The organism is Chryseobacterium endophyticum (assembly GCF_056333165.1).
In genome coordinates this window covers 461,511-487,983 of the sequence record NZ_JBWGXE010000003.1, presented here as the reverse complement: position 1 = coordinate 487,983, position 26,473 = coordinate 461,511, and the positions used below count along the sequence as shown (strand labels likewise).

The window sequence follows — 26,473 nt, the reverse complement described above, 5'->3', positions numbered from 1 at the left end:
TACAAGTACAATGGGAAAGAACTCCAAGAGACGGGAATGTATGACTACGGAGCGAGGATGTATATGCCGGATATTGGTAGATGGGGTGTTGTAGATCCGTTAGGTGAAAAGATGACACGTCATAGTCCTTATAATTATGCGTTCAATAATCCTTTGAGGTTTATAGACCCTGATGGTAGAGAAGCAAAAGGGTGGGTTCCACAACTAATTAATGGAAAACAAACATATACTTATGATCCTAATGTTAATACAACTCAAGAAGCTCTGAATTCTGATAAATATAAGAATACGATCAATGGTGATGTTATGCAGGAAATGCCAATATATTATTCAGATTCTTCAACAGGTTCAGTTACTCCATATTATCAATTAAATGCAGATGGTTCCGTATCTGACCTTAGAGCAGGAACAACTTCTTTTGGAAATACAACAACAGAAGGAGGAAGTTTATTAAAAGGAGCTGATAACTCAGGTTCATTTTGGAATTTCAGTGCAAATTTTGCATTTGGTGGTGGTGCTGGCTTTTCTTTAGGTCAGGTTACTGATAGTAATAATGAAACAGACTGGTTCTTTTCTCTTAATGGAAATTTAGGATTAAGTGCAGGAGTAGGTCTTGAAACAGGCCTTGTTCTTCCAACAGATCCTGGACATAAGTTTGTCAATAGTGATTTTGCAGGTGACGGACGGGGTTATTCTGGAGGTGAAGGAATTACATCAGGAACATATAGTGGAACTTTTAATCGTACAAAATCATCAACTGCCATGGATCAATTTAATCCTGCAAGTTTTGGAAAGAATTCTGCTGATTTTAAAAGTGGATATACTACTGTAAGTGCAGGTGTAGGTACAGGAGTGAAGGGAGGTTTACCTGTAATGTGGACAGCATCTAAAACCTGGGTACGTGGAAAATAATTTTAATATAGAAGTTGATAAATCCAGTAAAAAAACTATTACAATATTTATAATAGTTTTTGGAAGTATTTTATTATTTACTATTATTTATTTGATTATAAACTCAAACGCTGATAGAAAGCAAAATTTATTAAACATAGACAGGCATACCAGAGTTGTTGAAATCTATTCCAATAAAGATCAACATAATCTTGGTTATGTTAGGTTTTCTAATGGAATTAATGAGTTTCTAGAATACCCCTATAAAGTAGGAGATTCGATATCAAAGAAAAGAGGAGATTCGATTGAATATATTTTCAGAAAAGATAGTATAATAAAGAATAATTATTTCGAAGAATCCCGAAAAAATGGTCTTTTAGAATAATAAAAACAGCTACTTTAAGTAGCTGTTTTTATTTAGTGAAATGAACATCATAGCCCACAATTTTAATAGAATCATCTTCTTTTTCCAAAGTAAATTTTTCCTGTGTGTTTTGTATATTTCTTTCTATTCTATACGATAATACGTATTGAGATTTTGGATTTGTACCCACAGAAACAAAAGTTTCCCATATTGTTAATTGAATATTTGAGATTTTATCTCCACATTCTGTATTAATATCGTCAATCATTTGATTTAACTCTTCTTTGTTATTTATCTTGCCGTACTTTTTATCAAAAAACTTTTCTCCAAATAATTTAAATGCTTCCTTTCTGTTGTTTTCTTTTATAAGCTGATAGTATTTTTCAGTAATTTTTTCGGCTTCTTTTTTATCTTCTTCCCTATTGCGATAGGTTTTATTAAAATTACAGCTTGTCAAAAATAAGACAATTAATATTAAAATATACTTTTTCATAGCGCAGCAATATTTTTAATTTTCATAGCTTGAATAAAACCATCTACAACGGAGAACAGATGTTTTTTGTTTTCACGATCAAGTTTTTCGATGTCGTTGAAACGGTTGAGCATTGCAGGATATTTAAGCAAATATAAATACTTTATAAGATAAATAAAATAATTTTACAAATAGATTTTAACCCGAACGCTGCTCCTGCCAGATTCAATGGGAATATTGCGGAGATCGACTGGAACAACGGTTCTGAAAATCTATTAAAAAGATACGATTACACCTACGATAAGCTCAACAGGCTGACCAATGCTTTCTATAAAGAGCCAAGCACCGGGGTCAGTGGTACCTTTGATGAATATCTCACCTATGATTTGAACGGAAATATCTTGACGCTAAAAAGATATGCTCCTCAGGTGTATTCTCCTACAGCAACAAATGTGGATGATCTCAATTACCAATACACCGGTAACCGTCTTGATAAAATCATTGAAAATGCCTTTAATCAAACTGGATACGAGGGTGGAAACAATACTATAGATTACAACCTGAACGGCAGTATGATCAAGATGAAAGACAAAGGAATTCAGGGAATTGCTTATAATCACCTGAACTTACCTGATTCGTATGCCATTACCCAGGCCAATCCTTTTGGCGGCACCTATAGTAGCTTTGGCGTAGATTATTTATACCGGGCAGACGGAACCAAGGTCCGTAAAACGTACTTTAATGGAGGGGGAAAGGGCAATCCTACCATTACGACAAACATTACGGACTACCTGGACGGCTTCCAGTATAGTTTTTCAGAGATCACCCAGTGTCTGTGGTGTCGTACGAGTGTGGCTTACGAAAAAGAAGCTTTTAAAACGCCGGTCTTCACTCCGGGAACATTAACTCCGACCTGGATTCTTGATTTTGTCCCTACGGCTGAAGGATTTTACAGTTTCACGGAAAACCGTTATATTTACCAGTACAGGGATCATCTGGGAAATGCAAGAGTGAGCTATGCTAAAAACAGCAGTGGAGCATTGGAAATTAAGGATACCAACAATTATTACGCTTTTGGAATGAATCATATTGCCAGTAGCTTTGGAACCTCAAACTTAGGAGGGCTGTATTCTTACAAATATAATGGTAAAGAATTGCAGACAGAAACGGGAATGTATGATTATGGTGCAAGATTTTATATGCCGGAGATTGGAAGATGGGGTGTGGTGGATCCATTGGCGGAAATGTACCAACCAATGTCTACGTATCATATATCTGGAAATAATCCGATTTTTTATGTAGATTATAACGGAATGAACTACGATGATTATGGAGTTGATAATAATGGAAATGTTAGTTTGATTCAAAAGACAGATGATAATTTTGATAGGCTTTATAAAGCGAAAAGCGATTCTAACGGAAATGCCATAAAAGGTTCTAATGGTCTTGCGCAAAAAGCAATTAGTGGAGAAGGAAAAGAAGGAATCGATTATGCAAAAGTTATTAAAACAGATAAAAATAGTGGTTCAATTATAAGTGGCCTGGCAAACAATACACCTATATCTGAAAAAGGATTTTCCAAAGGAATAAACTATGGTACAACAAAAAATGCAAATGATGCACTTAGTGTTTTTTCATTTGCAGCCAAAAATTCGAATGTAGAATGGGGACTAAATGCAACAAGTAGTTTAACAGCTGTTTTTACAGGACACGAAGCAGCTTTAACACCGGCTTATTTTTTTAATAAGAATGTTAGATATACCTTATTTGAAATACATTCACATAAAAACCTTAATAAACCTTCTATGGGAGCTGGAGGTGGGGTAAATGATGATTACACTTCTGCTTTAACAGGTTATTTAGCGCATAAAAATGCCCCTAACAAGCCAACATATTCACCTATGAGTTTTATGCTTTATGCCCCCAATAATGGTCCTATGAATTTATGGAAATATTGGGCAACAGAAAAAGGATATGGAAACAAAAATATGGGTACGGTAAAAACATTAACTGTAGATACAATTTATAAATAATGAAAAAATATTTATTAACAATATTGTGCTTTTTATTTTGTACAATGTCTGCTCAAAGAATTAATTCTATATTAAATAATTCTATTTGTTCAAAAAAAAAAGATGTTGAATATTTCATTTTTCAAAGGAAAGATAGTTTAATTATTGCGGAAACAAAAAATGATGTGGATTTTTTGCCCAAAATATTACTAGATAACAAATGTTACATATATAAAGGAAAAGTTTTTCATACCTTCAAACCAACTGATTCAACATATATATTGGACTTTCCTTTTATCAATAATTTGATAAAATGTTCGAAAAAAATTTATAATCAAAGAGTTAGTTACAATGTAACAGGACATATATATAAAATTATTTATAAAAAACGTAAGTATACTTTTTTTGAAGTGTATAAAGGTGAGTTAAATACTTTTTTTCAAAAAGCAGAATACAATTTAAAGAGAAATGAGATTCCTGAACCAGATATTAAAAATGTTCCTAAAATAATGAAATAAACAAATCCCGAATTGATTGCACACTATTGAAAGCTTGCAGCTTTTATCACGTAGATAAAAGCAAAACCACTACAAAATGTGGTGAGTTTAATAAATTTTGAAAATAAGTATATTTACAACTATACTGACCACTTGGGGAACGTGCAATGTAAGTTACTTCAACAACGGCAACAGCATAGAAGTTCTTGAAGAAAACAATTATTATTCTTCTTTAGGACTAAAACATGAAGGATACAATGTGCTAGAAGTTACTCCATCGTGTCAATGTAAATACAACGGAAAAGAGCCACAGAAGACGGGTATATCATTATGTATTCCTTGATTTACTGGATTATTAAAGGAATAACTAAAGAACAATTTAATTCAAATCAATAAAATGAGAGAAAAGATTTTATTCCTGTTTTTTTTCTTAAGCTTAATATCTTGTAATAGTTATTCTGAATATGTTCTTAAGGATAACTTTGAAAATAATTATCAAATTAAATTATTGAGCAACAATCAAAGTATAATTTATTTAATTGAAAATGAGAAGAAAACGGACTCTACTGAATTTACTTACAAAAAAAGTTTATTGAAACTGAATTTATCAAAAATTAAATTTAATTCCTATACGCAAAATAACAAGTATATCAAAGTTGAAAAAAAACTTAAAACAATTTCTTTTGGTAAAAATTTATCAAATAACTTGCACTTTAAATTTTTCGAAAATACTCGTTTTGCTATTGTAAATAATAAACTTTCGACAATTGATAGTTTATGGCTTAAAAATTCCTATTAAAACAAAAATGAAATGAAATAATCAATCCCGCTATTATCGGCGGGATTTTTAGTTTATAGAATAGTTCCATTTTTCAGGAAGAAGTCTTTAAATACTTTTTTTGTGGGCACTCATCACATACCGTTTAAATTGATCATATATGATGTTTTTCATCACGCCCAATCCCCAAACACCCTTTCAACATCAGGATACAAAAATTTAAAACCACTGTCAATCAACTTCTGGGGATAAACGTTCCTGCTTTTTAACAGTAATTCTGTTTCGGTTCCCAGGAATAGAGAAGAGAATTCCAGCTGCCAGACCGAAGCATTCAATCCAAATGGGATTTTCATCGCCTTCCGTAATTTTTTCATAAAAGATTCATTGGACAAAGGATGAGGGGCCGTGATATTTACCGGGCCTGAAATACTTTCGTGGTCAATAATATACTCAACAGCCCTGCAGAAATCTTCTACGTGGATCCAGCTGATATTTTGGTTGCCCCTCCCCTGCTTTCCGCCAAGACCTAATCTCGTAATCATTTTCAGTTTTGGAAAAGCGCCGCCGTTATTTCCTAATACGATAGAAGTCCGTAAGGCTACTTTTCTCACATTTTCTGTTTCCTGTTTGAAAAACTCCTTTTCCCAGCTCTTACAGATATTCATCGAAAAATCATCGCCGACGATGCCATTTTCTTCAGTATTTAAATGGTTTTCCGAATGGATATAGATCGTTGCCGAACTGGCATTCAGCCAGATTTTCGGTTTCTGGGTACAGCGATCAAACGCCTGTTGCAGGACTTTCGTACTCTCAATTCTGGATGAATAAATTTCCTGCTTGTTTTTATCAGTATACCGGCAGTCGACTGATTTTCCGGCCAGGTTGATTACAACATCTGCGCTTTCCAGAAGATCTTTCCATGCACCAAGGGTTTTTCCATCCCAATGATATTCATTTGAACGTATCGGGGTTCGGGTAAGGATCATAACTTCATAACCTTTTTCCGTAAAATACACTTCGAGACTTTTCCCGAGAAAGCCTGTGCCGGCAGCAATCAGTATTTTCATTCTAGTATTTTTAATGGTTAATGAATTGATGGTTGATGGCTATTCATATGTGGAGTACTTAATTAGATGGAAACTTTACAGTTCGGACGATCCTATGCTCGCCATATCAGTTCTCTTTTCGTTCTTGCTTATCCCGGTCATAAAAGCTTATGATCAACGATTGTACGATCAGAACCGGTGTGGCAGCGAGCCACGAAACGGGCATCCATTCAAAAAAGTCGTTGACCATCCTGTAATTTAGTTTAATCCCCAGAATAAACAGTAAAAAGGACACAACAACATAGCTGGAAACAGAAATATAGATGATTATGGAAAGCTTTCTCACGTAACTTTTACTGTAAAATTTTGCGATATTCACTGTATACTGAACAATCGCCAAAATAAAAAATTCAACTTTAATCAACGTCATCAGAACTTCATTTTTCGTGAGTGCGATCATGATCAAAGTTGCGGTAAAAATAAGGATGGCAACCAGTTGAATCCGGAAATCATATTTGAATAAAGTTTTCATAGCTATTGATTTTAAAGGTTTAAAAAATCTCCTCTGGTCCTTTTATTTTGTAGTTTGAATGTAAAATACATCCATATTTTAAATACGAGTGTTTTCATTTTTATAAGATTTTTCTTTATTCATGGCGTGTTTGCGGCCTTTCAGGAAAAACAGCAGATTGAAGAGCATCATGATGCCAAGATAAATGGAGAATTTCCCGATCTTCTCGCTCATGTTTACCACAAGTTCTTCCGCCGTTTCAATTTTGTAAAACTCAATAATGCACAGGGCAAAACCGATGTTCAGCAGGTAAAATCCTATCTTGAACAGTGAATTGGTCGCCATCGCAATATCTTCCTTCTGATGAAAAATATCAATCATAAAAGTTTTTGAATTCTTAAAGAGAAACTGCGTCACCAAAATGGTAAGTGCAGTAACGATAGGTAAATAAATCATGTACGCTGAAAAATTGTACGTTGCAGTGGTTAAGATAGTTGCTGTCATAATCGTTTATTTTAGAGTTAAGTTTTTTCTTAAAAGATAAAGGGTAAAAATGTTCATGTAATGTAATACACAAAGGATCAGCATGATGTTTCCGATACGGATTGCCGTTACCGCCAGAAGCTGTTCAAAAGACAGTATTCTCTCCCAGCTGGTCAGGCTGATGGCAAGATATCCCAGGTTGATCAGATAATAACAGCCTAAAAGGATCCTGTTGATCGTAAGACAGAGATTCTGATCATAGATGAGATACTCCAGGTAAGATTTCCCCGCATGGTAACATCTTCTCCCGACATCTACCGTGATATAAGAGCTGGCCGTCAGGAAAATAATATAGGATAGAATACTAAACATCTTTTAGTTTTTATATTTTCAATAATTTTTGAAAACAACAGAGAAATAAAAAAGGGATGTACACCCTTTCTATTTCAATAAGCTGGTAATTTTACCGACCAGCCAGTGATCGTCACTTTTTATGGCGAGATCCATTATATTGTTTATTTTCCCCGTTACAGAACTGAAATCCTCCATCAGCTTAATGAACTCTTTTGCTCCTTCCGAGTCTTTATCTTCAATATTTTTCAGTTCCTCAAGAAAAGAAATCACCGGTTCGATCTCTCTTTTCCTGCGCTCTTTCGTAATCTGCTTGAACAGATACCATACATCTTTTTCAGCGGTGAAATACTCCTTCCTGTCCCCTTTTATATGTGCTTTTTTTACAATTCCCCAGTCTATCAGCCCCCTCAGGTTCGTGTTGGCATTTCCTCTCGAAATTTCAAGCTCTTCCATCACTTCATCCGTCGAAAGTGGTTTGTCACTGGCCAGCAATAACGCGTGAACCTGCGCCATGGTACGATTGATTCCCCAATTGGTCGCAAATGTACCCCACGTCTGAATATATTTTTCTTTGGCTTCTGAAAGTTTCATAACATCATTAATTCTGATACAAATATAATCAAATATTTTAAACTTTCAATAATTACTGAAAATATATTATATAAAAAAACAGGCACCCGTTTCCGAATGCCTGTTAACCTAATTTTAATTACTCATCTTACTGTATTTCTGAACCATTTTTACAAATTCCGTTCTATATCCTTCCGTATCTTTTCCTTTATTCTGTTTTGCAAGATTTTCGATATCCTTTAAACTTTTTTTCTTAATAAACTCCGAATCCCTTAACACGAGCCCAAACCAGGCAACGGCTGATGCAAAATGAAAATCTTCACTCACCTTTTTCGGAGTTGAATTTTCCACAATCTTTATAATTTCCGAACTCTTAGATCCCTGTGGCTTTTTGTATCTGAACTTTATCGTCGCCATCTCCTGACCATAAGTATGGGTCGCCGAAGCCGAAGAATATTTAAGTTTATTGGGTTTGAGCAAAAACTCAGAACGGCTGTTCGTCGGAATAATCTCATAAAAAGCCGTTACGGTATGCCCGCTTCCCAGTTCCCCCGCATCAATTTTGTCATTTTCAAAATCCTGGTTTCTTAATTTTCTGTTCTCATACCCTATCAAACGGTACGACTGAACATATTTAGGATTAAACTCAATCTGGATCTTTACGTCCTTGGCAATCGTGTAAATATTTCCCGCAAATTCTCTTCCCAGAAACTTATTAGCTTCCTGAAGATTATCGATATACGCATAATTCCCGTTTCCTTTATCGGCAAGAGTTTCCATCCTGTTGTCCTTATAATTTCCCATTCCGTAGCCAAGACAGGTAAGAAAGATCCCCGATTTTCTTTTTTCTTCAATTAAACTTTCAAGATCTCCCTTGGAAGATACCCCAACATTGAAATCACCATCCGTAGCCAGAACAACACGGTTGTTTCCTGATTTTATAAAATTTTCCCGGGCCAGTCGGTAGGCCAGCTCAATTCCCGCTCCTCCGGCAGTGCTTCCTCCTGCCTGCAATTGATCGAGCGCTTTTATAATTTTTGCTTTTTCAGCAGCCGAAGTCGGAGGTAAAACTACGCCCGCACTCCCCGCATACACCACAATCGATACTTTATCTACCGGTCTCAGCTGATCCAGTAATATTTTTAACGAAGACCTCAGCAGCGGCAATTTATTTTCATCTTCCATAGAACCCGAGGTATCGATCAGAAATACAATATTGGAAGGAGGAAGATTATTCATCGGAATATTTTTTCCTTTTAATCCTATTTTAAGCAGTTTATGCTTCGGGTTCCAGGGTGCCAGATCCACCTCGGTACTGATGGAAAAAGGCTGGTTAAGTTTAGGCTGGGGATAATTGTATTTAAAATAATTCACCATTTCCTCCACCCTCACAGCATTTTTATCCACCTCTCTGTATTCGATCATTCTTCTGACATTGGAATAAGAAGCATTATCCACATCAATAGAAAATGTCGACAATGGCTGATTCTTCGTCAGCTCAAAAGGATTTTCCACCAATGCATCATACTCTTCGTTATCATAATCAACAACTTTCTTTGCAGATTTTTTCACTGTTTTCTTCGCAAAGCGGTTATGGTTATACGATTTTCCGACATACGGACTTAATGAAGATTCAATCTCCATGGCCGTCACCGTTTTCGGTTTCGGGCAGCCATTATATTCCGGAAGTCCGGGAACGGTGGGGCACGCATCATCTTTATCCAGAATTCCGTCGCCATCTGTATCCGGCCACGGACAGCCGTTGTTTTCCGCAGGCCCTGCAACAGTTGGGCAGGCATCGTCCTTATCCGTCACCCCGTCACCGTCTGCATCAGGCCATGGACAACCGTTATTTTCAACAGGTCCCGGAACATCCTTACACGGGTCATCCTTATCCGCAATACCATCACCATCCACATCCGGCCACGGACAGCCTTTATTTTCAGAGGGACCCGCAACTTCCGGGCATTTGTCTCGGCTGTTCTTTATCCCATCCTGGTCCTTATCCTTTTCAATGCTGATTTTTTTTACCCCGTCTGATCCTGAAACCGTTTTCGTCTTACATCCTGCCAGTACGGCTAATACCAATATTGCTGTTCCTGTTTTTCTCATATGCTGTTTAAATTTAATCTTCTTATATTAAAGATTCATTTTGTTGAAAAAGTTGCACCTTACCGGAAAAAAAAAGAAACCTCCGGAGAAGCTTCTTATAAGATTTATATTGAATGACTATGAGTTATAAAGATTTTAAGGGCTATTCCTTAAGAAGTTTTTCATTAAAAAACTTTTTCAGCTTCTGCTTTTCCTTCCTGGAAATAGACTTGGTAATAACGACAATAACCCCATTGCGCGCTTTTTCTCCCGAAAACAACGGCGCTGCCTGATTCGCCTTCAGAACCGTTACCGATTCGATCTTTTGAGGATCTAAATTGCTGAACGTTTTCATATCAGACACCTTACCGTCGATCACCAGCATCGGGTCCTGAGCTGCATTTCCCGTTCCCTGTATCTTGATCGTGACATCAGGCTTCACTGGATTTACCGACGCCGGAACAGAATTCACACGCGCTCCCTGACTCATGTCTTTAAAAACATTCGGATCCGCTTTTTCGCCCACAAGACCGCTGCTGAGATTCTGAAACGAAAAAGGCTTCTCTGTTTTAACATACCTTTTATTATTAATATTGAATTCTTTTTCCTTCAGGTTGAGGGCAAGATCAGGATAAAAAGATTCCGCAGTATCTCCCACCGCATTGAGGCCTGAAACCTTCTGGCTCGATGCAAGAGCACCCATTGAAGCTTTTTCCTTTTTTATTCCCATGGAGATCACTTCCTCTATATTCTGACGCCTTACACTATCCATCGCCATCTTCTGCTGTTCGGCGGCCTGGGCTGATTCTAAACGGGATGCTGCCACAACGCTCATTTCAGCAATAGGAGAAGCCGGAAGCGGTGCATTCAGTTTTGGAGCTGCCTGGTAGGCTATTGCTCTTTCCGAAGGAACAGGCATTGTTTCACTTTGGATATTCATCTTTACCAGACTGTCAATCCTCTGCACCGGCGATGAAGTGGCGGCAGGACTCTCCTTCTGAAAGTCAGTATGAGTAGTGATCACCTCCTGCTGAATCTCCTTATTTTGTTTTTCATGGGTAAAGTAGAAAATTCCGGATACCACCAATAAACTGGCCGCAACGCCATAGGGAATCCAAAGCGGAATGTTCTTTCTTTTCTTCACTTCTTTCTGGTCCAGCCGCTCCTCCACTTTAGCCCAGACTTTATCAAAACCAGGAAAAGTCGCAGATTCTTCCGAATTTTTAGACGCCTCATTAAAAGCTTTATCGATATCGTGATTATTTTCCATTGCTTAACGTTTAAATATTTTGGTTGACTAGAAGTTCCTGAAGCTTTTTCCTCGCGAAATTAAGCTGGGATTTTGAAGTTCCCTCACTAATGGAAAGCATCGATGCGATTTCCTTATGAGGATAGCCTTCAATGGCAAAAAGATTGAAAATCGCCCGGCAACCCTCCGGCAGAAAATTCAGGAGACTAAGGATATCTTTCTCTAATGACAGACTTTCAGGCGCATGGTCCGAACTGCCTATATGGCTTTCCTCCAGTGAAATATGCAGATGCTTTGCCGCCCTCAGCTTCTGCAGGCACTCATTTACTGCAATCTTTCTTGCCCAGGCCTCAAAAATTTCAGGCTGATGAAGCTGGTCGATCTTCGTAAAAATCTTATAAAAGGTGTCTGCCAAAGCTTCTTCAATATCTTCCTCACTTTTCAGGTAGCGTCTGCAGACCGCATACAGTTTTCCCGCCATCCGTTCGTAGACTTTCCGCTGCGCATTGCGGTCGTTCCGCTGACATTCCAATAGTAACTCTCGTTCCATAATCAGGCATTATATCTACATAGATGCAGAAAATTTAAAAAAGGTTGGAAACCTACCAAACTTTTTTTAAAAATAAAGGTTTAAACTCAAATTTGAGCCATCACTCACCTTTTTTTCCCCTTTTTATAATCAAAGTTCCCTATCTTCTAATGATCATGACAGGAAGCAAAGCAAGAAGTCATTTCAGGCTGGTTTCTTTTTTTTAACGCAAAGTTTTATGCTTCTCTGTATACAATTAAGAAGGCAAAGAAGGATCACCAAGCTGATCTGATTAAGCTTACACATCATACGCAAGCTTAATCAGCGGCTTTGCCGCCTTCTTCAACACCTTAAAATAAAACGGAATGATAAGCAAACTTTGCGTTAATACTATGAATTTCCAAAATATAGCCTTTGGTTGAAGATAACAGATATATTGACGAAGCCTCTAAAATATCAAATCCAGGCATCACGCAACTTTATTTCTCTGTTTTTTTTAACGCAAAGTTTTATGCTTCTCTGTATACAATAAGAAGGCAAAGAAGGATCAGCAAGCTGATCTGATTAAGTTTACACACATCATACCCACGCTTAATCAGCGGCTTTGCCGCCTTCTTCAACACCTTAAAATAAAACGGAATGATCATCAAACTTTGCGTTAATACTATGAATTTCCCAAATATAGCCTTTGGTTGAAGATAACAGATATATTGACGAAGCCTCTAAAATATCAAATCCAGGCATCACGCAACTTTATTCTCTGTTTTTTTTAACGCAAAGTTTTATGCTTCTCTGTATACAATTAAGAAGGCAAAGAAGGATCAGCAAGCTGATCTGATTAAGCTTACACACATCATACCCACGCTTAATCAGCGGCTTTGCCGCCTTCTTCAACACCTTAAAAATAAACGGAATGATAAGCAAAACTTTGCGTTAATACTATAAATTTCCCAAATATTGATTCAAAAAGATGTATTGATGAACAACAATGCTTTGTCCAAACTGTATGAACCACCGTCCAAAATAGATAAGCCTTTGTCCAAACTAGATATGACACCGGCCAAACTATATATGACACCGGCCAAAGTATATAAGCCTTCCGCCAAAACAGATAAGACATCCGCCAAAGTAGATAAGCCTTCCGCCAGACTATATGAAGCACCGGACAAAATATATCCGACATCACCCCTGAAAATTTCGCCAATCCATTTAACTTTTCATAAAAATTCTTAAACAGATTTAACCTTTACCCCTGTAACGAATCTGTATTACGAACGACTATTCGTATAAATAATCTATTTATAGTAATGAAAAATACCAGATTTGTATCATTACTTTTTGTTTTGTCTGCAGGAAGTATGATGTTTGCACAGGATGACTTAATCAACAAGTTAAAAAACAATCAGTCCCAAAATGCCAATTTCCAGTTTACCACGCTGAAAGACGTAGGGGCAACGTCGGTAAAGAACCAGGGTTCTTCGGGAACATGCTGGAGCTATTCCGGGAACTCTTTCCTGGAGTCTGAAATGCAGAGAATGGGCAAAAAACCTGTAGACCTTGCAGAAATCTTCACCGCAAGAAACTCTTACCACGATAAAGCAAAATTATATGTTTTAAACAACGGAGCCATCAGCTGGGGTGATGGAGGTGAGCTTCATGACGTGATCAATATGTATAAAAAATACGGAGCCGTTCCTCAGGATGCCTATACCGGATTAAAACAAGGACAGACCCTGAATAATTTCACTGAAATGCAGGGTAAATTAAAACCTGTTTTAGACAGTCTTGTTCAGGCCGGAGCTAAAGGAAAGCTTACCGACAACTGGATGTCTTCGGTAGATGCGATTTTAGATCAGTACTTGGGAAAAGTTCCTGCCAACTTTACCTATGAAGGAAAATCTTACACGCCCAAAACATTCGCCAAAGAAGTCGTAGGCATTAATCCTGAAGATTATGTAGAGATCTCTTCCTATAAAGACTATCCGTATTACCAGAAATTCGTAGTGCCGATTCCCGACAACTGGAGCCATGATTCCGACTGGAACGTTCCGATGAAAGACCTGACAGCCATCATTGATAACGCCGTTAATAAAGGATATTCCGTGGGTTGGGCTACCGATGTTTCCGAACCGTATTTCTCTTACAAGAACGGGGTGGCCTATGTTCCGGATATGGATCTTGATCAGATTACCAAAGACAACAAAGGAACCTTATTCACAGAACCTAAAAAAGATAAAACCATCACCGAAGATATGCGCCAGCAGGCTTTGAACAATCTTTCTACTACTGACGATCACGGTATGCATATCGTAGGACTCGCAAAAGATCAGAGCGGAAAAGAATATTATATGGTAAAAAATTCATGGGGCGTTACCAATGATTTCGAAGGATACCTGTACGTCACAAGACCTTACGTCGAATATAAATCGACCGCCATTCTTGTTCACAAAGATGCCCTTCCGAAAAGCATTAAAAAACAACTAAAGCCTACGAAAAACATTGGCCTTTAAAATGAATCACTATTGCCATCTGGCAATTTTAGATATTTAATCTGTTAAAAACCGTTTTCAATTTTTTGAAGACGGTTTTATTTTAGGTTAAATCATTTAACTATTAATTTATTTCTAAACTTCCGATAAAAGGTTTATCGACAAGTATGTTTAAAGCTCATTTTGATGATCCTATCTGAATAAAAATTTACCTTAAAAATAACGAAGCTACCCTAAACCTTTTTGCAATTGCCAGCGCTCTATCTGATGTAAATAATGATTTTACAGCACAGCTTAGGATTTGCTCCAGAGGAGCAATATGTGTGTAGATGAATATCTGCATCCTGTACCGGAACTCCCTGGGAGTTCTATCTTATCATAGCACAGCTACGGCGTTCTTTCGATATCCTACCGTTATTTTCTACTACAAAGATATTGCTACTCTTGAAGATAAAAATTACTTATCAAATTTTCAGGCATAAAAAAAGAGACTGCCCGACATTTTGGACAGCCTCTTTGTTAAAAAATTTAAATAGGTAATCAAGATATGGTAAAATAATCAATAGCAACATTCTCTCCGCAGTGAATAGTTGATTGTTAATTCCAAAAGGAATAACCGCGAAAACAATTCACCATTGACCATTAACTCTTAGTATAATACGCCGAGGCTCTCTGCTGAAAAATCAAGCAAGGCTTCGGTATTGTTTTCTTTAATTTTTCTGGCCCATTCCGGATCCTGAAGAATAGCACGGCCTACGGCAACAAGATCGAAATCCCCTCTTTCCAGTCTTCTGGTAAGCTCCGTCAGGTCTGCTTTTTCAGTTCCTTTTCCGCCGAAAGCTGCCATAAAATCACCTTCAAGCCCTACGGAACCAACAGTAATTGTTGGCTGACCGGTAATTTTCTTAGCCCAACCCGCAAAATTCAGATCAGAACCTTCAAACTCCGCTTCCCAGAATCTTCGCTGTGAACAGTGGAAAATGTCTACACCCGCTTCTTTCAGCGGCAACAGCCATTCTTCCATTTCTTCCGGAGTATTCGCCAATTTGGTTGAATAATCCTGCTGCTTCCATTGAGAAAGACGGATAATAATCGTAAAATCTTCGCCCACTGCAGCTCTGATGGCTTTTACGACATCCACTGCAAAACGGTTTCTTTCTTTAATGGTCTTTCCGCCATATTCATCTGTTCTGGTATTCGTCACTTCCCAGAAAAACTGGTCGATCAGGTAACCGTGTGCCCCATGAATTTCCAGCACATCGAATCCAAGATCTTTAGCCGATTTGGCAGAAGCCGCAAACTGGGCAATCGTATCCTGAATATCTTCTAAGGTCATCGTTGAAGCTTTTTCCATATCCTCCAAAGGATAATCCGACGTACTTCTCGTATCACCGACATGCCAGATCTGAGGCCCCATTTTACCTCCGTTTTCGTGAACGGCATCAATGACGTTTTTCCATCCGTTCAATGCTTCAGTACCGTAAAAATCAGGGATATTTTGCATATTTTTTGAAGCCGGCCTGTTGATGACGGTACCTTCAGAAATAATTAATCCCACTTCAGCTGCTGCTCTTCTGGCATAATAGTCGGCAATTTGCTGTGTAGGAACCCCGTTATCTGATTGCGCCCGTGTCATCGGGGCCATTACGATTCTATTTTTTAGTTCTAAATTCTTGTAATGAAAAGGCTTAAATAATGATTCTGTGCTCATTCTTTTAATTGCATTTTATAATTGTTACACAAAGTAACTAATAATAGTTCGCATTTGTATCCCCGAATAAAAAAAAGTGGTAACTTTGCGGTAACTGATGATGGTAACGTGGAAGTAACTCGGGAGTAAGATTGAGGTTAAGCTTAACATTGAAACCTTTGTTAGACTTTTATAAGCAGAGCGGCTTTGTGAAACTTAAAAACAGTTAGCAGTTAAAAAAATCTTCATGAACTTCGTGTTCAATAAGGTAAAAGCTAAGATTGAGATTAAAACCTTTGCTATACTTTTATAAGCACAGCGGCTTTGTGAAACTTAAAAACAGTTAGCAGTTAAAAAAATCTTGGTGGACTTCGCGTTCATCAACAGCAAAATTAAAATAAGCCCTTATGAAAAAGAATGAATTAATGCAATACAGCTGTCCGTTGGGTAAAGCCATGTCGGCCTTGGGAAGCAAGTGGAAACCGATTATTGTTTTGGTCATTAAAGACCGTAAATTACGTTTTGGGGAGCTCGCCGTGCGCATTAACGTTATTTCCAGAAAAGTCCTTACCGATCAGCTCCGTGAAATGGAAGCCGACGGGTTGGTCATTCGGGAAGAGTTTAAAGAAATCCCTCCCAGAGTTGAATATTCACTTACGGAGAAAGGATTGGCATTGTTACCCATTTTGTATCAATTGGAAGAATGGGAAATGAAATACCATGTGTATGATCCTGAGAAGGAAAAGGCTTGTAAAATGATTATGGAGGGCAAGAAATTACAGAAGACTGTTGTTTGATGAACAAAAACCGCTCTCCAAAGAAAGCGGTTTCAAAATTTATCTAAAAGTTTCCAGTTAAAATATCGCAGGATATTTCTGAGGATTGGTTTCGTTAAACATCGCGTAAATTTTCTCTACCATATCGTCTGCAGACGGCTTGCTGAAATAATCTCCATCGCTGGCGTAGGCCGGTCTGTGATCGTTTGCTGCAATCGTCAACGGATCAGAATCCAGGAACCTGAAAGCTTTCTGTTTTTCTAAAATCTGCTGTAAAATAAAAGCTGAAGTTCCACCTTCCACGTCTTCGTCTATTACGACCAATCGGTTTGTTTTCTTGACAGACTCCGCAATTTCATGAGTCAGATCAAAAGGAATTAATGACTGAACATCGATAACTTCTGCCGAAATACCCAGTTTTCCTAGTTCTTCTGCGGCTTCCATAACAATTCTCCAGGTCGATCCGTAGGTTACCAGCGTCACATCACTTCCCTCTTTTGTCACTTCTATTTTTCCTACAGGAACCGTGAATTCACCTAAATTATCAGGCTGCTTTTCTTTTAACCTGTATCCGTTTAAACATTCCACAATTACCGCAGGATCGTCGCTCTGAAGCATGGTATTGTAAAATCCGGCCGCTTTGGTAAGGTTTCTCGGAACCAATACTAAAATTCCTTTTGAAAGGTTAAGAATTCCCGCCATCGGAGAACCCGAATGCCATACGCCTTCCAGTCGGTGTCCTCTGGTACGGATGATTACCGGTGCTTTCTGTCCGCCTTTTGTTCTGTACTGAACGGTCGCCAGATCATCACTCATGCCCTGTAAGCAGTATAAAATATAATCGAGATACTGGATTTCAGCGATGGGTCTTAAACCTCTCATCGCCATACCGATTCCCTGTCCAAGGATCGTCGCTTCACGGATTCCCGTATCGGCAACGCGAACGTCACCATATTTTTCCTGCATCCCCTCTAATCCCTGGTTTACGTCGCCTATATTTCCGGCATCTTCACCAAAAACCAGTGTTTCAGGATATTTTTCGAATATTTTATCGAAATTATTTCGCACCACTACTCTTCCGTCAACATCTTCAGAGTTTTCAGAATAGATGGGTTTTACTTCTTTTACGTTTTCGGCTTTCCATTGAGACTGTGAATACAAATGAGAAGAATAATTATCCTTTTCAACCTCAAAAATCTCGCTGTATTTCTGCATCAGCTGATTTCTCTCCGCCGAATTTGTCCCTCTTGTGGCCAGTAAAGACTTTCTCACCAGGTGAAAAGCATCTTTCTTCGCCTTGGAAACCAGTTTATTGAACTGATTGATATAGTTTTCAATTTCAGTATTCTGACTTTTCAGATTCTCAACCAAAGGTAAAACCGTGTGAATTAAATCAGTGATGGTTTTCTGATAGTTTTCCCAGGCAGCCTTCTGTCCGGCCTTCACCGTTCTTTTCGCTTCTTCATCGATAGCCTCAAGCTGTTCAGCTGTTGCCAGAACTTCTTCATGACCATCGATTTCAATAGAATAATCCAGGATCCATTCTTTGAATTTTACCAAACCGTCGAACTGAGATTCCCATGCCAGGCGCTCTTCATTCTTATATCTTTCGTGAGATCCTGAAGTCGAGTGTCCCTGAGGCTGGGTAACTTCCACGACATGTACTACTACCGGAACACTTTCCACTCTGGCAAACTGCTCTGCCCTGGCGTAAGCATCCAATAGTGAAGGATAATCCCAGGCTTTTACCTGAATAATCTCACATCCCTGGAATTCACCCTCTTTTCTCTGGAAACCGCTCAGCATTTCAGCAATATCTGCTTTAGCCCGCTGCTTCATCGTAGGTACGGAAATTCCATATCCGTCGTCCCAAATTGAAACGATCATCGGAACCTGCAATGCACAGGCAGCATTCAGGGTTTCCCAAAAGTGACCTTCAGCAGTAGAAGCATCACCAATCGTTCCGAAAGCAATTTCGTTACCATCTTTTGAGAATTTCTCTGAGCCATCAAATTTTACGGTTTTATATATTTTGGAGGCTTGCGCCAAGCCTAATAACCTAGGCATCTGTCCGGCTGTCGGAGAAATATCCGAAGAGATATTTTTCTGGGCAGTCAGGTCTTTCCAGCTTCCGTCTTCATTTAAACTTCTTGTTGCAAAGTGGCCGTTCATCTGTCTTCCTGCGGATGCCGGTTCTCTTTCAACGCTTGTATCGGCGTAGAGCTGAGCAAAAAAACTCTCAACTGTCAGTGCATCTACAGCCAATGCGAAGGTCTGATCCCTGTAATATCCCGAACGGAAGTCTCCATTTCTGAAAACTTTCGCCATTGCAAGCTGAGGAAGTTCCTTACCATCCCCAAAAATACCAAATTTAGCTTTTCCCGTAAGAACTTCTCTTCTGCCTAAGTATGACATTTCGCGAGAAACCCTTCCCAACTTATAATCTTCAAGGATCTGATTTTTAAAGTCTTGAAAGGAAATTTGCTGTGTTTCAATATAGGTTGTCTGCATAGCCCGATAAAAAATTTTATAATTCTTGAAGTATTTTGCTAATATACACTTTTTAAATTAATTTTAATTTTTAATAATCTTTTTTAAAAATTTGATAATAAAAAAAATTGTATTTATATTGAGAAAAAATTGTACAGATGGAAAAGAAATCCTCTCATATTCTGAATGCTTCAAGCAATCTTTTAGGATTTTCGCTGGTGATCATTACCTCTCTGAAGATCTCAAAGATCAGTCACAGCACGCATTTGGACGAATTTGCAGGTATCGCCTGCCTGTTCTTTGCCTTCAGCTGTTTTTTCTCTTTCCTGGCGATAAGATCCCAGCGGGAAAAGCAGGGGTTCAGATTTGAAACTATTGCGGATTATTTATTTTTAATCGCTTTATTTTGTATTGTTCTAGCTGTAATTATTGTGACGATGGAAATCATTTAATTTAAAATTTTCGCTCAATCACGTAATCCAGCATAATATGTAAAGATCTCTTAGCTTCGGAATCGGGAAATTCATTGAGAATATCTTTGGCTTTCTGCTGAAAATCTTTCATGACGGAAATTGCGTAATCCAGGCCACCCGAATTCTTCACAAAACTGATCAATTCCTTTACCCGTTTCTGATCGTTGTTGTAACGCTTGATGGTGTTGAAGTAATATTTTTTATTTTTTTCGTCAGCATTTCTCAGCGTAAAGATCAGCGGCAGTGTCATTTTTTGTTCTTTGATATCGATTCCTACCGGCTTTCCGATCACATTTGAGCTCAGGTAATCGAAAAGATCATCCTTAATCTGAAACGCCATCCCGGTGTAGGTTCCGAAATCCATCATTTTTTTAGCTAAATCTGCATCAGCATTATTGGACAAAACACCGATCTCGCAGCAGGCAGCGATTAATGTTGCGGTTTTCTGACGGATAATTTCGTAGTAGACTTCTTCGGTAATATCCAGTTTTCTGGCTTTTTCAAGCTGTAAGAGCTCGCCTTCGGACATTTCGCGGATCGTTCTGGAAATAACGCCCAATAAATCATAATCCTTATGATCCGTTGAAAGTAAAACAGATTTGGACAAAAGGTAATCCCCAACTAAAACCGCAATTTTATTTTTCCAAAGAGCATTGATTGAAAAGAAGTTACGTCGTTTAAAACTTTCATCCACCACATCGTCATGAACAAGTGTCGCCGTATGGATCAGCTCAATCATGGAAGCACCACGGTAGGTTTTTTCATTGACATTCCCGACCAGTTTGGCGCATAGAAAAACGAACATAGGGCGCATCTGTTTCCCTTTTGTAGTAACGATAAAGCGCGTGACTTTATCTAATAAAGGTACTTTACTCTGCATGGATTCATAAAACTTCTGCTCAAAAAGTTTCATTTCCTCATTGATCGGTCGCTTGATTTCTTCTACAGTATTCGCCACAATCTTTGGATGATGGATAAATTATTAATTCCCACAAAGATAATTTTTTTCAGTCAAATTAAGAGAAATTAATACGAATATGATTCGTCAATCATCTCAATTTTAGATAAAAAAATGAAAAAAATTAAATTATTATTTAAGTTTATCTTTTGGAATAAAATAAAGACTCTGCTTTGATCCGCCTAATGGGGAATGAAATTTTTCGCCTGAAATATAAATGCCCGTCTCATCTACGGCAATTCCTTCGATCTGGCCGATGGATAAAGCGCTGCCTAAATAGTACCGAACAGGTTTTTCTTTGAAAAATTGGCCAGGATCAGTTTCTGTAAAAATATTTAAAAAGACTTCAGTTTTTTTTGTGTAACCGACCAGATAAAGCTTTTTATCAAAATAAGAAGCATCGGTAACCACGAAATTCGTTTTGAAAGATTCTGTTTTCCGGGCTTGCTGCTTAGCCGGATCATTAGGATCAATGACATAATGCGTGGTAGATTTTGAGTTCCATTCTTTCGTAAAAAGATGGATTTTTCCATTCAGGTAGATCATCGCTTCGGCATCAAAATCAGTAAAAGTATTCTTAGGAACAAACTCTTTTTGCTCGGGATATTCAAAAGAAATCACACTCATTGAGACATGTTCACATAAACCATTAAAAGGTATCTTATAGATTTCCAGATCTTTTCTTGTTCCGCTGTTATTTCCGAAGTCACCGATGTAAAAGTACTGTCCGTCATTGGTTAAAGCTTCCCAGTCTTTATTTTTACCGTTGATTTTTAATGTACTTACAATGGCCCCTGTTGTTTTATCCAGTTCAAAAAGTTCGGGAGAATTGCCGCTGTCATTGAATGTGTAAAGTTTTCCGTTCATAAGACTCAAACCCGATGTTTCTTTGATGCTTTCATCCAGATAGCTTATTCTGTATTTTCTGATTTTAAAAATAGCGGACTGCTGAGCAGGCGAAGGAGTGGAGATTGTAATAATAAAAGCCAGAAATATTTTTTTCATTTTGTAAAAATATTATAAATGACCTTAATTTTTGTGTTAATTCAAGTTTATATAACAAAGAATCTTTTTTTAACGCAGCGGGCGCAAAGCTTTATTGTAAATGATTGCGTTTATTTTTTGTTCGCAAAGGCGTTAACACTCAGCAAATGATAGCAAAATCTAATATTAGATTATAATTTGTCTTTTTAATAAGCGGTGTTTCATTCAATAAAGTTTTGAAAAATTGATATGCATAAGCCAATAAAAGTACTAACAAAATCCGCCTGAATTGATTATATAGATTCCATTGGAAATTAATTAATATTATAAAAAATCACGCTGTTTTTTTATGTGGCTTTGGACTTTTCTTATTCTTCTTCGCCCAATAATCCTTTTGATATTGCCTTACGGTTTTACCGGTGCCATCATGCCGCCATCCCGGAGAATTGAATATATAATTGATCCTGTCTGAAACTGATAAGCCAGGCTGTTTAATGTCTTTCCAGATTTTTCGCCACTCATAGAGAAGAACCGTATCAGGTTTATTATCAGGCATCTTCGGATAAATCCCGTATTTTACAGGTACAGTAGGATCTTCCTTTTCAAAGGTTCCGAATATTTTGTCCCATATAATGAGGCACATGCCCATATTCCGGTCCAGGTATTTGATATTGCACGCATGGTGAACACGGTGATGCGAAGGGGTAACGAGGATATATTCAAGAATTCCCATACTCTTTACCGTCTGCGTATGAACCCAGGTTCCATAGACCTGTCCGATTGCATAAACAACCATAATATGCCAGGGATTAAATCCTAAAAAAGCCAGTGGAGAAAAATATAAATATCTGTAAAGCGGCTGCAGAACAGGACTTCTGAAACCTGTCGTAAGATTGAAATATTCAGAATTGTGATGGGTAATATGAACCGCCCAGAATGCTCTTGAGTGATGATCGACATAATGAAGCACGTAATAAGCAAAATCCGTGACCACAAAACAGATCAGCCAGTACCAGACCGTATATTCCCATGAAAAAATCCTGTGGTTAAAAAAGAAAAACATGACCCCCATGGCAAAGGCCTTCATGACAAGATCCAGTCCAAAATTGAGCACAGCAAGGTAAATGCTGGTCGCAACATCTTTACCGTTGTACAGCTTGGCTTCCGCGACATGACTATAAATCATTTCTGCAAGAATAATTGTCGCGTGAACCGGAATTGACCAGGCATAAACGTTTTCAAGGCCGTCTTTACCTAAAAAATAATCCATCATTGTCACCTGATTTTGTGCAAAGTTAGGATTTTAAGAAAACGTTAAGGATTTTTTTTGATTTTTTTAATGAAATTTTAATCGGCTGTTTTATTAGCCAGCTGGCCACAGGCTGCATCAATATCTCCGCCGCGGCTTTTTCTGACCATACATACGATTCCCGCATTTTCGAGCTGACGGATATAGTTTTCCTCTGCCTGCTTGTTGCACTGGTCGTATTTTCCGTCACCAATCGGATTATATTGAATTAAATTAACTTTGGAAGGAACCTGTTTGCAGTATTTAATCAAAGCTTTAATATCTTCATCACCATCGTTAATGCCTTTCCAGACACAGTATTCAAAAGTAATGACAGATCCTGTCTTCTGATACCAGTATTGAAGGGCTTCCATAATGTCGGTTAATGGAAATTTATCAGAGAAAGGCATGATCTCATTCCGTTTGGATTCGATGGCCGAGTGAAGCGATAAGGCCAGTTTTACCCGCAGATCATCATCAGCAAGCATCTTGATCATTTTTGGAATTCCTGATGTCGAGACAGTAATTCTTCGGGGAGACATTCCTAAACCTTCCGGCTGGGTGATCTTACGGATGGCTTCCACCACATTTTTGTAGTTCATCATCGGCTCGCCCATCCCCATAAAGACAATATTGGAAAGCGGTCTGTTGAAGTACATTTTGCTCTGGCTGTCGATTAAAGCAACCTGATCCACGATCTCGGCAACCTCCAGGTTTCTCATTCTTTTGAGTCTCGCGGTGGCACAGAATTCACAGTTTAATGAACAGCCAACCTGTGAGGAAACACAAGCTGTCGTTCTGGTTTCTGTTGGAATTAAAACTGATTCTACAAGTAATCCGTCATGCAGTTTAACACCGTTTTTAATGGTTCCGTCTGAACTTTTCTGTAGCTGATCAACAGAAACCGGATTAATGGTATATTCCTCGGAAATTCTTTCACGAAGAGTTTTCGAAAGATTCGTCATCTCATCAATCGAATGGAGGTTTTTACTCCACAGCCAGTCGTACACCTGTTTCGCACGGAAAGGCTTTTCGCCCAAAGAAGCAAAGTATTCTTTAAGCTGGTCGAGTGATAAAGTTCTGATGTCTTTCATATAGGTAAGAGCCAAGTTAAAAGTAAAAATTCAAAAGTTTTACAACTTTGTGTTGTTAACTATTGCTGCTAAAATATTTTTTAATTCAGCACTTTCATTTAATAATAATTGAAATTCTTCTGAATTATAACCGTCTAAATTTTTTAAAATCCGAAGCCAGAAATTGCTTTCCCGAGCTTCTATTAAGGCAATTTTTACCTTATTTTTAAAATCAGCTTTCGAAGATCCTGCTTGTGATTCTTCATAATTTGCCCCTATAGAAGTGGCTGATTTTCCAAGTTGAAACCTAATTAATTTACTTTCAGGATCATTTGGCAGTGTTCTTAAAAACTTAAGACAATTCACTCCAAACAAAAAAGTTCTTGTAAGTAAATCATTTTGTTTCATATTGTGTTCTTTAACTTTTTACCTTTAACTTGGCTCTTTTTACTTATTATTATAAAATTAGCATGGCATCACCGTATGAGTAGAATTTATACTTCTCTTTTACGGCTTCTTCGTAAGCATGCATGATGAAATCTCTTCCTGCAAACGCGGCGATCATCATGATTAATGTTGATTTCGGAGTGTGGAAGTTGGTGATCATACAGTTGGCAACACCAAATTCGTGAGGAGGATAGATAAATTTATTCGTCCACCCGTGGAATGCAGAGATTTTCTTGTTTGAAGAGACTGAAGTTTCAAGCGTTCTCATCGTTGTTGTACCCACGGCACAGACTCTTTTATGAGCATCTACCGCATTATTGATGATCTGGGCATTTTTTTCATCGATGAAAATTTCCTCAGACTCCATTTTATGTTTAGAAAGATCTTCCACCTCAATCGGGTTGAATGTCCCTAAACCAACGTGCAGCGTCACTTCAGCAAAGTCGATCCCTTTGATTTCAAGTCTTTTCATCAGATGTCTTGAAAAGTGAAGACCGGCAGTAGGAGCTGCAACGGCACCTTCCACTTTTGCGTAGATGGTCTGGTATCTTTCGGCATCTTCCGGTTCAACGTCTCTTTTGATATATTTAGGAAGCGGAGTTTCTCCAAGCTCCTTCAGTTTTGCTCTGAATTCTTCATACGAACCATCGAATAAGAATCTTAACGTTCTTCCTCTTGAAGTGGTATTGTCGATGACCTCAGCCACGAGAGATTCATCCTCCGTGAAGAATAATTTATTTCCGATTCTGATTTTTCTTGCAGGATCTACCAAAACGTCCCAGACACGGGTTTCCTTGTCAAGCTCTCTCAACAGGAAAACTTCGATTTTAGCACCGGTTTTTTCTTTATTTCCGTAAAGACGGGCCGGGAATACTTTGGTATTGTTGAAGATAAAAAGATCTCCTTCGTCAAAATAATCCACAACATCCTTGAAAAGTTTGTGCTCGATGGTTTCGGTTTTTCTGTCCAAGACCATTAATCTTGCTTCGTCTCTGTGTTCGGATGGATGTTCTGCTAATAATTCTGCAGGTAGATCAAAATTAAAATCTGATGTTTTCATTTTTTAAATTACGGTTTAAAAATTATCAAATTACAAGGTGTAATTTTCGGACTGCAAATATACGACATTAGACACCCCTTTGTCAAGTATTATTTACAATCAGGCAAAAAACCGTGGTTTTACGGCGAATATTAAACACTAAAATTGTATTTTGCGTTTTAAATTTTACACCTATGAGCAAATATTCAATTGAATCTTTTGTCAACGAAACAAAAGAAAAACCGGAACAGAGGGATTATTTCGAACTGGAAAAACCTGCACTTCTGGAGATCAACCTGAACAACCAGTCGGTATGGACCAAAACCGGAAGCATGGTAGGTTATATCGGAAGCATCAATTTTGAGCGGCAGGGAATGCTTGCCGGCGGTTTGGGAAACCTTTTGAAAAAAGCAATCAGCGGAGAAGGAGCAAGACTCATGAAAGCCGAAGGAACCGGAAAACTTTACGTGGCAGACGAAGGAAAAAAAGTCCGTATTCTTTATCTGAACAATGAAGCAGTCTGTGTAAACGGTAATGATGTACTGGCGCATGAGCAAAGCATAAAAAGCGATATCACGATGCTGAAGAGCATTGCCGGCGTTATGTCGGGCGGACTTTTTCAGGTGCGATTGTCCGGGACAGGGCATATTGCCATCACCACTCATGGTGAACCGCTGACTTTAATGGTTACCCCTGATGCACCGGTCTTTACAGATCCGAACGCCACTGTGGCCTGGTCAGGAAATCTGACCCCGGATTTAAAAACAAACGTCTCATTTAAAAGCCTGATCGGAAGAGGAAGCGGTGAGGAATTCCAGATGAAATTTTCCGGAAGCGGATGGGTATTGATTCAGCCGTATGAGGAAGTTTATAGAATTGATAAATAATTAATCCAAGTATGTAAGTAATTCTGTAAATT

Annotated in this window: 27 protein-coding genes; 10 read left to right on the top strand and 17 right to left on the bottom strand. The window is 38.1% G+C overall.

The features are described 5' to 3' along the window. Positions 1-912, top strand: a 912-nt coding sequence (locus tag AC0N32_RS10395) for an RHS repeat-associated core domain-containing protein (protein ID WP_476393783.1), incomplete at its 5' end; no start/stop codon positions are given. Continuing rightward, entirely contained in the window at positions 902-1,276 is a 375-nt protein-coding gene (locus AC0N32_RS10390; protein ID WP_326319547.1) for a hypothetical protein, read from the top strand. The genes AC0N32_RS10395 and AC0N32_RS10390, both read left to right, overlap by 11 nt. 28 nt (positions 1,277-1,304) lie before the next feature. Here the strand turns inward: AC0N32_RS10390 and AC0N32_RS10385 are convergent, their stop codons facing one another. Next, positions 1,305-1,748 carry a hypothetical protein gene (locus tag AC0N32_RS10385; RefSeq protein WP_476393782.1) on the bottom strand — a complete coding sequence of 148 codons (444 nt, stop codon included), beginning with the start codon at positions 1,746-1,748 and terminating at the stop codon, positions 1,305-1,307. Positions 1,749-2,128: 380 nt separating this feature from the next. Between AC0N32_RS10385 and AC0N32_RS10380 the strand changes: the two genes are divergently transcribed. The 3 genes from AC0N32_RS10380 (at position 2,129) to AC0N32_RS10370 (ending at position 5,035) form a co-directional block, all read left to right on the top strand. After that, the gene (locus tag AC0N32_RS10380; protein ID WP_476393781.1) at positions 2,129-3,760 is read left to right on the top strand and encodes an RHS repeat-associated core domain-containing protein; all 1,632 of its coding nucleotides are present in this window, start codon (positions 2,129-2,131) and stop codon (positions 3,758-3,760) included. Next, positions 3,760-4,257, top strand: a complete 498-nt coding sequence (locus AC0N32_RS10375) for a hypothetical protein (RefSeq protein WP_476393780.1) — start codon at positions 3,760-3,762, stop codon at positions 4,255-4,257. The genes AC0N32_RS10380 and AC0N32_RS10375 overlap by 1 nt, the downstream gene beginning before the upstream one ends. 376 nt (positions 4,258-4,633) lie before the next feature. Next, complete coding sequence (locus AC0N32_RS10370; RefSeq protein WP_476393779.1) at positions 4,634-5,035, top strand: hypothetical protein; 402 nt, start codon at positions 4,634-4,636, stop codon at positions 5,033-5,035. Positions 5,036-5,187: 152 nt separating this feature from the next. Here AC0N32_RS10370 and AC0N32_RS10365 read toward each other — a convergent pair whose 3' ends face one another. The 8 genes from AC0N32_RS10365 to AC0N32_RS10330 all read right to left on the bottom strand — a co-directional run bounded on the left by AC0N32_RS10365 (position 5,188) and on the right by AC0N32_RS10330 (position 11,868). Further along, complete coding sequence (locus AC0N32_RS10365; protein WP_476393778.1) at positions 5,188-6,081, bottom strand: TIGR01777 family oxidoreductase; 894 nt, start codon at positions 6,079-6,081, stop codon at positions 5,188-5,190. Between the two features lie 106 nt (positions 6,082-6,187). After that, positions 6,188-6,592, bottom strand: a complete 405-nt coding sequence (locus tag AC0N32_RS10360; protein ID WP_476393777.1) for a hypothetical protein — start codon at positions 6,590-6,592, stop codon at positions 6,188-6,190. A 78-nt stretch (positions 6,593-6,670) separates the two neighbouring features. After that, positions 6,671-7,075: a hypothetical protein gene (locus AC0N32_RS10355; RefSeq protein ID WP_476393776.1), complete on the bottom strand. Its 405-nt coding sequence runs from the start codon at positions 7,073-7,075 to the stop codon at positions 6,671-6,673. A 6-nt stretch (positions 7,076-7,081) separates the two neighbouring features. After that, on the bottom strand, positions 7,082-7,426 hold the full coding sequence (locus AC0N32_RS10350; RefSeq protein ID WP_476393775.1) for a hypothetical protein: 345 nt from the start codon (positions 7,424-7,426) through the stop codon (positions 7,082-7,084). 69 nt (positions 7,427-7,495) lie between these two features. Then, positions 7,496-7,999 carry a GbsR/MarR family transcriptional regulator gene (locus AC0N32_RS10345; protein WP_476393774.1) on the bottom strand — a complete coding sequence of 168 codons (504 nt, stop codon included), beginning with the start codon at positions 7,997-7,999 and terminating at the stop codon, positions 7,496-7,498. Between the two features lie 114 nt (positions 8,000-8,113). After that, positions 8,114-10,090, bottom strand: a complete 1,977-nt coding sequence (locus tag AC0N32_RS10340) for a vWA domain-containing protein (protein ID WP_476393773.1) — start codon at positions 10,088-10,090, stop codon at positions 8,114-8,116. 142 nt (positions 10,091-10,232) lie between these two features. Next, positions 10,233-11,339, bottom strand: a complete 1,107-nt coding sequence (locus tag AC0N32_RS10335) for a hypothetical protein (protein ID WP_476393772.1) — start codon at positions 11,337-11,339, stop codon at positions 10,233-10,235. A 10-nt stretch (positions 11,340-11,349) separates the two neighbouring features. Further along, on the bottom strand, positions 11,350-11,868 hold the full coding sequence (locus AC0N32_RS10330; RefSeq protein ID WP_476393771.1) for an RNA polymerase sigma factor: 519 nt from the start codon (positions 11,866-11,868) through the stop codon (positions 11,350-11,352). 957 nt (positions 11,869-12,825) lie between these two features. On the opposite strand from AC0N32_RS10330, the gene AC0N32_RS10325 reads away from it, so the two are divergent. After that, the gene (locus AC0N32_RS10325) at positions 12,826-13,080 is read left to right on the top strand and encodes a hypothetical protein (protein ID WP_476393770.1); all 255 of its coding nucleotides are present in this window, start codon (positions 12,826-12,828) and stop codon (positions 13,078-13,080) included. Between the two features lie 74 nt (positions 13,081-13,154). After that, on the top strand, positions 13,155-14,357 hold the full coding sequence (locus tag AC0N32_RS10320) for a C1 family peptidase (protein WP_476393769.1): 1,203 nt from the start codon (positions 13,155-13,157) through the stop codon (positions 14,355-14,357). Positions 14,358-14,985: 628 nt separating this feature from the next. Here the strand turns inward: AC0N32_RS10320 and AC0N32_RS10315 are convergent. Next, on the bottom strand, positions 14,986-16,047 hold the full coding sequence (locus AC0N32_RS10315; protein WP_476393768.1) for an NADH:flavin oxidoreductase: 1,062 nt from the start codon (positions 16,045-16,047) through the stop codon (positions 14,986-14,988). Positions 16,048-16,433: 386 nt separating this feature from the next. Here AC0N32_RS10315 and AC0N32_RS10310 point away from each other — a divergent pair, with 386 nt between their 5' ends. Next, positions 16,434-16,823, top strand: coding sequence for a winged helix-turn-helix transcriptional regulator (locus AC0N32_RS10310; RefSeq protein WP_476393767.1), 390 nt, complete (start codon positions 16,434-16,436; stop codon positions 16,821-16,823). A gap of 57 nt (positions 16,824-16,880) precedes the next feature. Here AC0N32_RS10310 and AC0N32_RS10305 read toward each other — a convergent pair whose 3' ends face one another. Then, a complete protein-coding gene (locus AC0N32_RS10305) occupies positions 16,881-19,313 on the bottom strand; it encodes an alpha-ketoacid dehydrogenase subunit alpha/beta (RefSeq protein WP_476393766.1) in 2,433 nt (810 codons plus the stop codon). Positions 19,314-19,450: 137 nt separating this feature from the next. Between AC0N32_RS10305 and AC0N32_RS10300 the strand changes: the two genes are divergently transcribed. Beyond that, the gene (locus AC0N32_RS10300) at positions 19,451-19,744 is read left to right on the top strand and encodes a hypothetical protein (protein WP_476393765.1); all 294 of its coding nucleotides are present in this window, start codon (positions 19,451-19,453) and stop codon (positions 19,742-19,744) included. A gap of 1 nt (position 19,745) precedes the next feature. On the opposite strand, the gene AC0N32_RS10295 is transcribed toward AC0N32_RS10300, so the two are convergent. From AC0N32_RS10295 to queA, 6 genes are all read right to left on the bottom strand, one after another. Next, positions 19,746-20,723: a polyprenyl synthetase family protein gene (locus AC0N32_RS10295; RefSeq protein ID WP_476393764.1), complete on the bottom strand. Its 978-nt coding sequence runs from the start codon at positions 20,721-20,723 to the stop codon at positions 19,746-19,748. Positions 20,724-20,855: 132 nt separating this feature from the next. Further along, positions 20,856-21,728: a hypothetical protein gene (locus tag AC0N32_RS10290; protein WP_476393763.1), complete on the bottom strand. Its 873-nt coding sequence runs from the start codon at positions 21,726-21,728 to the stop codon at positions 20,856-20,858. Positions 21,729-22,041: 313 nt separating this feature from the next. After that, entirely contained in the window at positions 22,042-22,980 is a 939-nt protein-coding gene (locus AC0N32_RS10285) for a sterol desaturase family protein (protein WP_476393762.1), read from the bottom strand. A 74-nt stretch (positions 22,981-23,054) separates the two neighbouring features. Next, positions 23,055-24,089, bottom strand: coding sequence for a dual-specificity RNA methyltransferase RlmN (gene rlmN / locus AC0N32_RS10280; RefSeq protein ID WP_476393761.1), 1,035 nt, complete (start codon positions 24,087-24,089; stop codon positions 23,055-23,057). A gap of 39 nt (positions 24,090-24,128) precedes the next feature. Then, positions 24,129-24,476, bottom strand: coding sequence for a four helix bundle protein (locus tag AC0N32_RS10275; protein ID WP_476393760.1), 348 nt, complete (start codon positions 24,474-24,476; stop codon positions 24,129-24,131). Positions 24,477-24,525: 49 nt separating this feature from the next. Continuing rightward, positions 24,526-25,575 (bottom strand): tRNA preQ1(34) S-adenosylmethionine ribosyltransferase-isomerase QueA, encoded by a 1,050-nt coding sequence (gene queA / locus AC0N32_RS10270; protein ID WP_476393759.1) that lies wholly within the window; start codon positions 25,573-25,575, stop codon positions 24,526-24,528. A gap of 173 nt (positions 25,576-25,748) precedes the next feature. Here queA and AC0N32_RS10265 point away from each other — a divergent pair, with 173 nt between their 5' ends. Next, positions 25,749-26,441: an AIM24 family protein gene (locus AC0N32_RS10265; RefSeq protein WP_476393758.1), complete on the top strand. Its 693-nt coding sequence runs from the start codon at positions 25,749-25,751 to the stop codon at positions 26,439-26,441. The last annotated feature ends 32 nt before the right edge of the window (positions 26,442-26,473 follow it).